This window comes from Bacteroides fragilis (assembly GCF_019583405.1).
In the GTDB taxonomy this organism is placed as follows: Bacteria; Bacteroidota; Bacteroidia; order Bacteroidales; family Bacteroidaceae; genus Bacteroides; species Bacteroides fragilis_B.
In genome coordinates this window covers 524,208-537,828 of the sequence record NZ_SZUU01000003.1, presented here as the reverse complement: position 1 = coordinate 537,828, position 13,621 = coordinate 524,208, and the positions used below count along the sequence as shown (strand labels likewise).

The following is a 13,621-nucleotide window of genomic DNA, read 5'->3' as shown; positions in this document are numbered from 1 at the left end:
TTTCTCGTTTGCGGTTGCAAAGGTAGTACAAATTTTGAAACTACCAAACTATCCGCAGCAATTTTTCTTTGTCTTTTTTTTCTTAGACGAACACTCTTTCCGCTTCTTATCCATCATATCCTTTAATTCACAGCCACTTGCACAACTTGCACAAGGGTTATCATTTTCTTTCACACGACGAAAAAAAACATAAATACCATAGAGGATGCGGGCTACACACAATATAATCAGTAACCCGACAACCCATTCTTGCCAATTCATAAAAACAATCCTCCTATCTGATAAACGGCAAATGAAACAATCCATGCCAATGCTGTGGTATATCCTGCCGTAAAGATAGCCCACTTCCAACTACCGGACTCTTGCTTGATGGCCACCAACGTGGCAATGCACGGGAAGTAGATCAGCACAAACAGCATATAGCTGAACGCTGCAAGCGGAGTGATCGGAATCCGTTCGGCCAGACTGACCGCATCGGCATCATTTGTATAAAGTACACCGAGCGTACTTACTACCAACTCCTTGGCACCCACACCGGAAAGAAGACCGATACTCAGCTTCCAATCGAATCCTAACGGTTCAAGTACAGGCTCCACTGCCTGACCTATCTGCCCGATATAAGAGTTTTCCTGCTGTTCCGCCTGGGTAGGATAAGCATTATGATCCGGATAATAGCCCAAAAACCAAATGATAATGGAAGCAATCATAATGATACCTCCCATCTTTTTGAGGTATTGCGCGCCTTTTTCCCATGTATGCCGGAAGATAGACTTCATAGTCGGCATGCGGTAAGGTGGAAGTTCCATCACGAACGGAGTATCATCTCCCTTCACCAGAAAACGGCTGAACAAACGAGCCATAATAACCGCCAATGCGATTCCGATAACATAAATTCCCAATAAAACCAAACTGCCATTATTAGGAAAGAAAGCACCCACCAATACCAGGTAGATAGGCAGACGGGCACTGCACGACATCAACGGATTGACAAGCATGGTGATCAGACGGCTCTTCCGGTTCTCAATGGTACGTGAAGCCATTATTGCAGGCACATTACACCCGAAACCCATTATCAAAGGAATGAACGACTTACCGTGCAAGCCCATCTTATGCATGATTTTATCCATAATAAATGCGGCACGGGCCATATAACCCGAATCTTCCATCAAGGAAATACAGAAATACAATATCAGGATGTTGGGCAGAAATACAATCACTCCTCCGACTCCACCAATGATACCGTCAATCATCATATCCTTCAGCGGGCCCTCGGACATGTTATCCCGAATCAGGTTACCCATCACCTCGACAAGCCACTCGATACCCATCATCGGGTACTCCCCAATTACAAACGTACCCTCGAACATCAGATACATAAAAAGGAAGAAAATGGGATATCCCCAAATGCGATGGGTCACAATGGAGTCGAGCACCTTCGTTGTCTGTTCCTGCTCCAGATGATTGTCGGTGAAAGTTTCTTTCAACGCTCCACTGATAAAACCATATTTAGCATCTGTCAAAGCAGATTCGCTATCTTCGTTCATTGTCTCCTGTATACGCCGGGCCGCTTTATCCCGTTTCTTTTCCACCTCTGCAGCATTAGGTAAAGTACGAATGAAGCGTTCTATTTCAGGATCATTCTCCAGTAATTTGATAGCCAGATAACGGGTAGAATATTTATGGCGGATAAATTCGTTCTTTGAGATTTCTTCTTTCACCGCATCGATAGCCTTCTCCAAATCGGGGCCATGATTGATATGAATATGGCGGAATACTTTGCCCACCGGTTCTTTACCATGGGTATAGTCGGCAGGATGTTCGCCGTGATCCTTAAAGTTAGGCAGAGTCTGATGCCAATCCATGATTTCCTTAGCCACTTCCGGATGGATATGCCCTTTTTTATCAATAAAGTCGGCACCTTCGTAGAGATTGATAACTACATGGAAAAGACGGTCTACTCCGATATTTTTCTTGCAAACAGTAGGTACCATCGGAACACCGAACAAATTGCCCAACAAGCGGTGGTCAAGAGTATTACCACTGGTTTCCAGTTCATCGTACATATTGAGAGCTACCACCATACGTACATTCATATCGATAAGCTGGGTAGTAAGATAAAGATTACGCTCCAAGTTGGAAGAATCGACCACATTAATGATCACATCCGGCGTTTCATCAATGATGTGGCGGCGGACATAAATTTCTTCGGGAGTATAAGCTGACAGAGAATAAGTGCCAGGTAAGTCGACTATCTTGAAGTGATAACCCTGGAAATCAAAATATCCTTCTTTGGCATCTACGGTCACACCGCTATAATTGCCTACATGTTCGTGGGCTCCTGAAGCCAGATTGAAAAGAGAAGTCTTACCACAATTCGGATTACCGACCAGCGCTACATTAATCGTACGCCGTTTTCCAAGGGCCACCCGCTTCAAGTCTTCCTCTTTTACGTCAATATCTTCGGTCAATCCCTGATGATAAGCAGATTCCTGTGTTTGTGACTTTGCCTCCTGCTCGCTGATGATCTCGATCATATCAGCCTCCTGTCGCCGCAGAGAGATTTCATAACCCATTATTTTGTATTTGATCGGGTCTTTCAGTGGAGCATTAAGCAATACTTCTACGGTTTTTCCTTTAATAAACCCCATCTCCACAATCCGTTTACGGAAGCCGCCGTGTCCCAGCACTTTGACTATGACCCCCTTCTCACCTGTTTTTAATTCGGACAATCGCATAGTGTGTGTACCTCTAATTTTGGCGCAAAGATAATTCATAACTTTGTGGCATGCAAATTATTTAGATTGTTTTTAAATAAGGAGGAATTCTTATCCGTATTGACAAAACTATTATCTTTGCAATATGATACAACATAGAATAGCACAATACATCGAAAAAGAGAAGCTCTTTTATCTGAATGACAAGGTATTGGTAGCACTAAGCGGCGGAGCCGATTCTGTGGCTTTGCTACGATTGTTGTTATCAATGGGGTACACCTGTGAAGCTACTCACTGCAATTTCCATCTGCGGGATAAAGAATCGGACAGAGATGAAGCATTTGTACGCCAGTTGTGCCATGAAGCGGAAGTGCCTTTACATACCGTACATTTTGATACAATTCAATATGCCGCCGACAAACACATTTCTATCGAGATGGCGGCCCGTGAATTACGCTACGAGTGGTTCGAAACGCTTAGGAAACAGCGTGGAGCAGCTGTTATCGCAGTAGCTCACCATAAAGATGACAGCGTAGAGACTGTATTACTGAACCTGATCCGGGGTACCGGCATTAACGGATTGCTCGGAATTCGTCCACGGAACGGAAACATCGTACGCCCTTTGCTTTGCCTGAGCCGCGATGAAATAATCACATATTTGCAACATATAAATCAGGATTATGTAACGGACAGCACCAATCTTTTGGATGATTATACCCGGAATAAAATTCGTTTGAACCTGTTACCTCTGATGCAGGAAATCAATCCATCGGTTAAAGAGAGCATTATCCGCACGACTAACTACCTGAATGACACGGCAACTCTATACAATAAAGGTATAGAAGAAGCACGGACACGCGTGCTGACCTCCGAAGGTATCCGGATAGAGGCTTTACTGCAAGAACCGGTACGGGGAGCCATCCTTTTCGAACTGTTGCATCCGCTCGGTTTTAACGCCGCCCAAATAGAAAGTATACAGCAATCACTCGACGGACAGCCGGGAAAAGTCTTCATCGGTAAAGGGTGGAAAGTCATAAAAGACCGGGAATTGCTGCTAATTGAAGAAGATATAAAGGAGGAAGAAGCCAAACCACCTTTCCGTTTGGTTACGGAAGTATATGATTATACTCCTGAATTTATAATTCCCAAAGATAAAAAAACAGCTTGCTTTGATGCAGACAAGATGGATGCAGCATGGTGTATAAGAAAATGGAAACAAGGTGATGTGTTTATTCCTTTTGGAATGATCGGCAAAAAGCGTGTAAGCGACTATTTGACGGACCGGAAGTTCTCCCTGAGTGACAAGAAGAAACAATGGGTGTTGTGTTGCGGAGAACGAATTGCCTGGTTGATAGGAGAACGCATAGACAATCAGTTTAGAGTAAGCGAAAACACGAAGCGGATAATGATAATCCAGCTAATATCCGAACATTCGGATTTAGGCGAGAACATAGGATAAATTGTTTGGTAAACAAGCACTTTAAAAAACAAAGCTTTACGAACCCTTTTTAAGAAGATAAATTGTATTTTTGTATAACTAAACTTTTGAAGTATATGATTAACCTAACCTACAAACTCCCGATAGGGATACAGACATTTAAAAAAATCCATAGAGAAAAGTACCTTTACATGGATGGAAGAAAGGTTTATTCGAAAGCGACTATCGGACAGATAGAATCGGGATGGATAGATAGAATAATAAATAACTAAAAATGATTCATTATGAAAGGGAAAAAGAATCTTTTAATTCTGTTCTCCGGTGTGCTTATGATCATCATCGCAGGATTATTTGCTTGCACACGCAGCGCTAAAGAAATTATTCCGTCTTCAGAATATGCTCCTTACGTCAATGCCTATACGGGCGGTGTCATTTCTCAATCTTCTCCCATACAGATTGAGTTGACACAGGACCAACAGATGGTGGACTTAAACAATGAACTGAAGGATAATCCGTTCCGTTTCACTCCTTCGATAAAAGGGAAGGCCTATTGGGTCAGTAATAATACTGTCGAGTTTCTTCCGGAAGAGGGACAACTGAAACCGGGAGAACTGTATCAGGGAACATTCCAGCTGGGAAATTTCGTTGAAGTGGATAGTAAATTGAAATCATTCGACTTCTCCTTCCGGGTACAGGAAAGCAATTTCACATTACATACAGCTCCGCTTGAAATAACCGCCTCTTCACCCGATAAAGTAACTGTGAAAGGAGAGATCCGCTTCAGCGATAAAACGACTAAGGAGCAGGTAGAAAAAATGCTTTCTGCCAGTGGCGGGCTGTCTTCTCCGACAGTCACCGTAGAGTCCACCTCCAATCCGTCAGCCTATAGCTTCGTCATCGGCAATATCCAAAGAAATAAACAAGACTACGAACTTGAAATCACAGCAGACGGAAAGTCCGCCGGAATTGACCGGAAGCAAAGTGAAACAATCACTATTCCTGCCAAAGACAGTTTCCGCTTCCTTTCTGCCGAACGTATCGACCAACCGGAAAACGGAATACAAATCGTCTTCTCAGACCCGGTTTCGGATGCTCAGGATTTAAAAGGACTGATCGAAATACCGGAGACTTCTTCGTATATCTTTCAGGTAACGGATAACCGTGTGAATGTTTATTTTGAAGCCAGTCAGCTCAGCAAGCTTACACTGAAAATACACGAAGGCATAAAAAACAGCCAAGGAAAAGCACTGGGAAACTCACACTCTATCTCTTTCGGCGAACTGAGTCTGAAACCTCAGGTAGAAATAGCCTCTGCAGGTGCCATTATTCCCGACTCAAAAAACCTTGTCATTCCGTTCCGGGCCGTCAACCTGTATGCAGTAGATTTGCGGGTTATCCGCATCTTTGAAAACAATGTACTGATGTTTATGCAAAACAATTCGCTTTCTTCGGCCAATGAATTAAGAAGGTCCGGAAGACTGGTTTACAAAAAAACATTGTTTTTAGGCAAAGATTCATCAAAAGACCTCCATAAATGGGAAAACTATTCTATTGACCTGGCAGGTCTGATCCATCAGGAACCGGGTGCTATTTATCGTGTCATCCTTTCGTTCAAACAGGAGTATTCGGCCTACCCTTGTGGTGGTGAAAGCCCGAGAATGCAATTTTCCGAGGAAACCGAATCTTTGACCAAAGTCACATCCGGCACTCTTCCGGAAGAAGATGAAGCAGTCTGGGACAAACCCGAAACATATTATTATTTCAGCGGAAATGAAAATGCCGACTGGAGTCAGTACCGATGGGATGAACGGGACAACCCTTGTCACCCGTCTTATTACATGACATCTGACCGGATAGCCACCTGTAATGTGCTGGCTTCCAACATCGGCATGATTGTGAAACGCAATTCAATGAATAAACTTTGGATAGCAGTAAACAACATCCTGGATACCAAACCGGTGGAAAAAGCCCAAGTCACTGTTTACAATTTCCAGTTACAGCCTGTAGGCAAAGCTGTGACGGATTCGGAAGGTTTCGCCACAATTGAAACGAAAGGAGTGCCTTTCATCGTAGTAGCGGAATCAGATAAGCAAAAAGCCTACGTAAAAGTAGCAGACGGAGAAGAACAGTCCACCAGCCGCTTTGATGTGGGCGGCAAGGATATCCAAAAAGGCTTGAAAGGATTTGTGTACGGTGAAAGAGGAGTATGGCGTCCGGGAGACACTCTGCATATCTCGTTTATTCTGGAAGATCGTACCAAACGTATTCCGGACAAACATCCTGTAGCATTGGAGCTCTATAATCCAAGGGGGCAATTTTATAGCAAACTTATTTCAACCAACGGACTGAATGGATTCTATACATTCAAGATCCCGACGCAGGCAGAAGACCCAACCGGACTATGGAATGCGTACATAAAGGTGGGAGGTACTGCCTTTCACAAAGCGCTTCGGGTAGAAACCATCAAGCCGAACCGACTGAAAATAAACCTGAAATTGCCGGGAGAAATCCTGAAAGCTTCAGATAAAGAAGTACAGGCACACCTTTCGTCAGCATGGCTGACAGGAGCCACTGCATCACGCCTGAAGGCAAAGGTAGAAATGTCTTTATCGAAAGTCAACACCCAATTCAAGAATTATGGAACTTACATTTTCAATAATCCGGCTACGGAATTCACCTCGGTAAGAACCGATGTATTCAGTGGTACACTGGACGAAAGTGGCAATGCCGGATTCATGTTGAAACTTCCTGCCTCGGAAAATGCCCCGGGCATGCTTCAAGCCAACATCACGACTCAGGTATTCGAGCCGGGTGGAGATGCCAGTATTCAAACTCAGTCTGTCCCCTACTCTCCTTTCCCGTCATACGTAGGTATCAACCTGAACCAACCGCAGGGCAGATATATCGAAACAGATAAAGATCATGTGTTTGATGTCATTACAGTCAGTCCCGACGGAAAACCGGTGAACCGTTCCGGGCTGGAATACAAAATATACCGCATCAGTTGGAGTTGGTGGTGGGAAAACGATAACGAATCATTCGAAACATACATCAACAGCAGCTCCATCAGCCCCGTAGCTACAGGACGACTCAACACAGTAGACGGAAAGGGACAATTCAGCTTCAGAGTGAATTATCCGGATTGGGGACGGTATCTGGTTTACGTAAAAGACCGCGAAAGCGGACATGCTACGGGAGGTACCATCTATGTGGACTGGCCTGACTGGCGGGGACGTTCCAACAAGAGTGACCCGAGTGGTATCAAGATGTTATCTTTCTCCATCGACAAGGACTCCTATGAACCGGGAGAAACCGTAACAGCCATATTACCGGCTTCCGCAGGAGGAAGAGCACTGGTAACACTTGAAAACGGTTCGTCCGTAATTCAACGGGAGTGGATTGAAGTATCGGGGAAGGAGGACACCAAATATCAGTTTAAGGTGACTCCCGAAATGGCTCCGAATGTTTATCTTCATATCAGCCTGCTGCAACCCCATGCGCAAACGGTAAACGACCTCCCTATCCGCATGTACGGTATAATGCCGGTATTCGTAACTGATAAGCAAACGGTTCTTGAGCCGCAAATCAAGATGCCGGAAGTGCTTCGTCCCGAACAGGCATTCAACCTGACCGTAAGCGAAAAGCACGGTAAACCGATGACTTATACGCTCGCTATTGTAGATGACGGGCTGCTTGATTTAACCAACTTCAAGACACCGGATCCCTGGAACAGTTTCTATGCCCGTGAGGCACTGGGAATCCGTACTTGGGATATGTATGACGATGTACTGGGAGCCACAGCGGGAAGCTATGGATCGATGTTCAGTACAGGCGGTGATGAAACCCTGAAGCCATCGGACCAGAAAGCAAACCGCTTCAAGCCGGTAGTGAAATTCATCGGTCCTTTCAGTATTGCCAAAGGAAAAAGCCGCACTCACCAGATTACTTTACCGATGTATGTAGGTTCCGTACGTGCCATGGTAGTGGCCGGTCAGAACGGAGCATACGGAAATGCAGAAAAAACTGCTCCTGTACGCACTCCGTTAATGATTCTTTCGACACTGCCACGTGTACTGAGTACCGGTGAAGAGATTGAAGTTCCTGTTAACGTATTCGCATTGGAAAACAGTGTGAAGAATGTAAACGTATCCATACAGGCTTCCGGTGCCGGAGTACAAGTGAACGGCAGCAAGCAGCAGACGCTTACTTTCAACCAAACCGGTGACCGGCTTATCTTCTTTAAATTAAAGACAAGTACGAAAACCGGGAAAGCTACCATCCATCTGGCTGCTAACGGTAACGGACAAAGTACCAAAGAAACAATCGAGATAGAGGTACGTAATCCGAATCCGGTAGTCACTTTGCGTGAGAGTAAATGGGTGGAAGCCGGAAAGAGTGAAGAGCTCCATTACCAGTTAAGTAACGGTTCGGAAGGAAACAGTATACAGTTGGAGGTCTCACGCATCCCGTCTGTCGACATAAGCCGCCGTTTCGATTTCCTATACAATTATCAGCACAACTGTACAGAGCAACTGACTTCAAAAGCCCTTCCACTGCTGTTCGTCAGCCAGTTCAAAACAGTAGACAACGAGGAATCGGAAAAGATAAAAACCAATGTACAGGAAGCCATCCGTCAACTATACGGGCGTCAACTTCCCAACGGAGGCTTCGTCTATTGGCCGGGAGATGCCTCGGCAAACGAATGGATCACCTCTTATGCAGGTATGTTCCTGGTATTGGCACAAGAAAAGGGTTATGCAGTGAACAGCAATGTATTGAACAAATGGAAACGCTTCCAAAAGGCAGCATCCCAGAATTGGCAACCCGTCACACAAGAGCAGAACTGGTGGCATTGGCAGGCAGACCTCCAGCAGACTTTCCGCCTTTACACACTGGCTCTGGCGGGATCACCTGAACATGGAGCCATGAACCGGATGAAAGAATTGCCGGCACTCTCGCAACAAGCCAAATGGCGTTTGGCAGCCGCCTATGCACTCAACGGCAAAGAGAAAGCAGCCGGTGAACTGGTATTCAGTGCTAAGACAACCGTAGAACCTTATTCATCGAATAACTATGTATACGGTTCGTCCGATCGTGACGAAGCAATGATACTTGAAACCTTACTGCTGATGAACCGCCAGCGTGAGGCCATGGAACAAGCCAAAATCGTTTCACACAACCTGGCACAAGAGACATGGTTCAGCACACAGTCTACTGCCTTTTCATTGATGGCAATGGGACGTTTGGCAGAAAAACTGTCCGGTACGCTGGACTTTAACTGGACGTTGAATGGCAAACAGCAACCGGCTGTAAAATCAGCCAAAGCCATATACGAGGCATCACTCCCCACTTCACCACATGAAGGAAAAGTAATCCTGAAAAATAACGGGAAAGGATCTCTAAACGCAGATCTGATCACACGTACCCAATTACTGAACGACACATTGCCGCCGATGGCCAATAATCTACGCCTGAACGTAAGGTATTTAGACAATAACGGCTCGCCGATAGATACACGTTCTCTGAATCAGGGTACGGACTTTATGGCAGTGGTAACTGTAGCCAATATCAGTGGTACGACGGATTATACGAATCTGGCACTGATACATATCATTCCTGCCGGCTGGGAGATCTTTAATGAACGAATGGCAGGACAGATTACAACCTCTGCTCCTTATAGCTATCAGGATATTCGTGATGACCGGATACTGACCTACTTTAACTTACAGCAGGGACAAGCCAAAACATTTACCGTCCGCTTACAGGCGACCTATGCCGGTGATTTTGTTATGCCGGCTATCCAGTGTGAAGCGATGTATGATGCTAATGCACAGGCAAGGACACAGGCCGGAAGGACGCAAGTCATCAGGTAAAACTATCAAATAAAACCTGATGAACCGTATTCTTAAACCAGACAATCTTCCCCCCTCCCCACAAGGGAGGGGGTGGAAGAAATATTTCAAAAGTTGGTGGAAGATTTCTCTCTTCCTCCTACTTCTCCTATACTTATTTTGTCTTCCCCGGCAATTATTCACCTCTCCCTATTCTACTGTCTTGGTCGACCGTAATGGGGAACTTCTCGGTGCCCGTATCGCCACGGATGGACAATGGCGTTTCCCTCCGCGCGACAACACACCGGAAAAAGTAGCTACCTGTCTGGTTGAATTTGAAGACCGTCAATTCTACCGCCATTGGGGAATCAGCCCCTTGGCAATAGGCAGAGCCGCCCTGCAAAATCTCAGACACAAGCGAATCGTCAGCGGGGGAAGCACTCTTACGATGCAAACGATTCGGCTGGCACGGAACAAGCCGCGTACATTCAAGGAAAAACTGATCGAGATGATAGGAGCCACCCGGCTGGAGTTCCGTTATTCCAAGAAGAAGATATTGTCACTTTATGTTTCGCATGCCCCCTTCGGAGGTAATGTAGTGGGACTGGATGCTGCTGCATGGCGCTATTTCGGACACTCGGCAGAAGAACTGTCCTGGGCGGAATCGGCTATGCTTGCCGTACTTCCCAACTCTCCCGCCATGATCCACCTTTCGAAAAGCCGGCAAGCATTACTTGACAAACGAAACCGACTGCTGACACACCTGCACCAAAAAGGTATTCTCGATACTTCCACTTATGAACTGGCTATCAGTGAGCCACTCCCCCAGGAACCTTTGCCTCTTCCACAGATAGCCCCCCATCTGACAGACCATTTCTATCAGACCCGAAATGGAAAATATTCCGTATCGACCATCGACAAGGGTATACAAACTCAGATAGAAAGTCTGGTAGAACGGTGGAACAGCGAATTCAAGCGAAGTGATATCCGAAATATGGCCATCCTCGTAATTGACATTCGTACCAATCAGGTCATTGCTTATTGCGGCAATGTACACTTCGACAAGAAAAAGAGCGGTAACCAGGTAGATGTAATCCGGTCACCACGCAGCACAGGAAGCATTCTCAAGCCTTTTCTTTATTATGCAATGCTACAGGAAGGAGAGATTCTTCCCAATACTCTGTTACCGGACGTTCCGGTCAACATTAATGGCTTCACTCCACAAAACTTCAACCAGCAATTCGAAGGTGCCGTACCGGCTTCGGAAGCCATCGCACGTTCGCTCAACATTCCTTCGGTCACAATGTTACAACGGTATGGAGTACCCAAGTTCCACAATTTTCTGAAGCAGATAGGGCTGACCACCTTAAACCGTCCCTCAGGACACTACGGACTTTCTTTGATTCTGGGAGGAGCGGAAGCTACCCTTTGGGATGTCACTTCGACCTATGCCAATATGGGACGCAGCCTCAACGGACTGGTACAGGCCCCTTGTACCTTATTATTATCGGACTCCCTCTCCGCCCACCGATCCCCGGCCATCATTCAACATCCGCCATTCCAACCCGGAGCAGTCTGGCAGACATTTGACACCATCAAAGAAGTAAACCGTCCCGAAGAGATAGACTGGCGTACCATTCCTTCCATGCAAACCATTGCCTGGAAAACGGGTACCAGTTATGGTTTCCGGGATGCCTGGGCAGTGGGGGTAACTCCAAAATATGCCGTAGGTGTATGGGTCGGAAATGCTACGGGTGAAGGCAAGCCCGGACTGGTAGGAGCCCGTACAGCGGGGCCTGTCCTGTTCGATGTATTCAATCTGCTCCCCTCCTCTCCTTGGTTCGAGCGCCCACAAGGTAAACTGGTTGAAGCAGAGATCTGTCGGCAATCCGGACATTTGAAAGGACGGTTTTGTGAAGAAACAGATACCCTGTTAATTCTTCCGGAAGGCCTCAAAACGGAAGCCTGCCCCTATCACCACCCGGTCACCCTATCAGCAGATGAACGGTTCCGTATCTACGAAAACTGTGCTGACAGTGAACCGGTTGCCCGCCGAAACTGGTTTACCCTTCCACCCGTATGGGAGTGGTATTATAAACAGCATCATCCTGAGTATCATCCGCTCCCCCCCTTCAAACCCGGATGCGGAGAAGACCGTTTCCAGCCGATGCAGTTTATCTATCCTCCGATGGGAGCGCGGATCCATCTGCCTAAACAGATGGATGGTAACCAAGGACAGCTGACCGTCGAATTGGTCCACAGCCATCCCAACACAACTGTCTACTGGCATCTGGACGAAACCTACCTGATGCAGACACAGGACTTCCATAAATTCTCTCTACGCCCTGCTCCGGGAAAGCACTCGCTGACAGCAGTAGACGACGAAGGAAATACAATTTCAACAACGTTCTTTGTGGAATAGCCCCCAAAATGGTAACTTTGCACCATGAAACAGATTTTGAAAGAAAATGATGGATTACCGGCTTCGATACTTTGGACACTCGCCATTGTTGCAGGCATATCGGTAGCCAACCTTTACTATAACCAGCCCTTACTGAACATGATTCGCCATGAACTGGGCGTTTCGGAGTTTAAAACCAATCTGATCGCCATGGTGACACAGATCGGTTATGCGCTCGGATTATTGTTTATCGTTCCTTTAGGTGACTTATACCAGCGGAAACGTATCATTCTTACTAGTTTCTCCATATTGATTCTCTCGTTGCTCGTCATCGCAATGGCCCCTAACATCCATATCATTCTTTGTGCTTCGCTTCTCACAGGTATCTGTTCGGTGATGCCACAAATATTTATCCCGATAGCCTCTCAGTTCTCGCGTCCGGAAAACAAGGGACGGAACGTAGGGATCGTAGTTTCGGGATTACTGACCGGCATCTTGGCTTCACGAGTGGTCAGCGGATTTATAGGAGAACTGTTTGGCTGGCGCGAAATGTATTATATCGCCGCAGGTATGATGCTGTTATGTGGTATTGTGGTCATGCGGGTATTACCTGACATACGCCCAAACTTTCAGGGGAGGTATAGCGACTTAATGAAGTCTTTGTATTCATTATTGAAGCAATATCCCGAACTTCGCATTTTCTCTGTCCGTGCAGCACTTGCTTTCGGTTCATTTCTGGCTATGTGGTCGTGTCTGGCATTTAAGATGGGAGGTGCCCCATTCTATGCCGATAGCCATGTCATCGGTATGTTAGGGTTGTGTGGCATTGCCGGTGCTTTGTCAGCTTCCCTCGTAGGAAAGTATGTACGGAGAGTCGGGGTCAGACGATTCAATTTCATCGGATGCGGACTGATTTTATTGGCTTGGTTCCTGCTGTTTGCGGGGGAAAACTCTTATTGGGGTATAGTTGCTGGCATCATTATCATCGATATAGGTATGCAATGTATCCAATTAAGCAACCAGACCCGCATCTTCGAACTCTGTCCGAGTGCTTCTAACCGCATTAATACGATTTTTATGACTACTTACTTCATAGGTGCCTCTACGGGGACGTTTCTGGCAGGAACATTCTGGCAAGCGTTCGGTTGGCATGGAGTCGTTGGTACGGGAATAGCATTGACCACCGGTTCACTGCTGATTACTTTTTTCTCAAAACGATAATCCGAAGTCACCTAAT

The 13,621-nt window shown here is 46.1% G+C and carries 6 protein-coding genes; 4 read left to right on the top strand and 2 right to left on the bottom strand.

The genetic code is table 11. The annotated features are described in order from the left end of the window. Nucleotides 1-48: 48 nt before the first annotated feature. Nucleotides 49-261, bottom strand: a complete 213-nt coding sequence (locus FDF36_RS09510; RefSeq protein WP_005818982.1) for a hypothetical protein — start codon at nt 259-261, stop codon at nt 49-51. Further along, nucleotides 258-2,735: a ferrous iron transport protein B gene (gene feoB, locus FDF36_RS09505; protein WP_220391257.1), complete on the bottom strand. Its 2,478-nt coding sequence runs from the start codon at nt 2,733-2,735 to the stop codon at nt 258-260. The genes FDF36_RS09510 and feoB overlap by 4 nt, the downstream gene beginning before the upstream one ends. Before the next feature lie 124 nt (nt 2,736-2,859). Between feoB and tilS the strand changes: the two genes are divergently transcribed. The 4 genes from tilS to FDF36_RS09485 all read left to right on the top strand — a co-directional run bounded on the left by tilS (nt 2,860) and on the right by FDF36_RS09485 (nt 13,605). After that, nucleotides 2,860-4,173 carry a tRNA lysidine(34) synthetase TilS gene (gene tilS, locus FDF36_RS09500; protein ID WP_220391175.1) on the top strand — a complete coding sequence of 438 codons (1,314 nt, stop codon included), beginning with the start codon at nt 2,860-2,862 and terminating at the stop codon, nt 4,171-4,173. Nucleotides 4,174-4,436: 263 nt separating this feature from the next. Beyond that, entirely contained in the window at nt 4,437-10,025 is a 5,589-nt protein-coding gene (locus tag FDF36_RS09495; protein ID WP_220391174.1) for an alpha-2-macroglobulin family protein, read from the top strand. A 19-nt stretch (nt 10,026-10,044) separates the two neighbouring features. Then, complete coding sequence (pbpC, locus tag FDF36_RS09490; protein WP_220391173.1) at nt 10,045-12,405, top strand: penicillin-binding protein 1C; 2,361 nt, start codon at nt 10,045-10,047, stop codon at nt 12,403-12,405. A 24-nt stretch (nt 12,406-12,429) separates the two neighbouring features. Beyond that, nucleotides 12,430-13,605, top strand: a complete 1,176-nt coding sequence (locus FDF36_RS09485; RefSeq protein ID WP_220391172.1) for an MFS transporter — start codon at nt 12,430-12,432, stop codon at nt 13,603-13,605. Nucleotides 13,606-13,621 lie beyond the last annotated feature (16 nt).

What these genes read in the sequence shown, in the direction of transcription:
- FDF36_RS09485 (WP_220391172.1), top strand. Translation starts at nt 12,430, where the DNA reads ATGAAACAGATTTTGAAAGAAAATGATGGATTACCGGCTTCGATACTT.
- feoB (WP_220391257.1), bottom strand. Translation starts at nt 2,735, where the DNA reads ATGCGATTGTCCGAATTAAAAACAGGTGAGAAGGGGGTCATAGTCAAA.
- FDF36_RS09495 (WP_220391174.1), top strand. Translation starts at nt 4,437, where the DNA reads ATGAAAGGGAAAAAGAATCTTTTAATTCTGTTCTCCGGTGTGCTTATG.
- FDF36_RS09510 (WP_005818982.1), bottom strand. Translation starts at nt 261, where the DNA reads ATGAATTGGCAAGAATGGGTTGTCGGGTTACTGATTATATTGTGTGTA.
- tilS (WP_220391175.1), top strand. Translation starts at nt 2,860, where the DNA reads ATGATACAACATAGAATAGCACAATACATCGAAAAAGAGAAGCTCTTT.
- pbpC (WP_220391173.1), top strand. Translation starts at nt 10,045, where the DNA reads ATGAACCGTATTCTTAAACCAGACAATCTTCCCCCCTCCCCACAAGGG.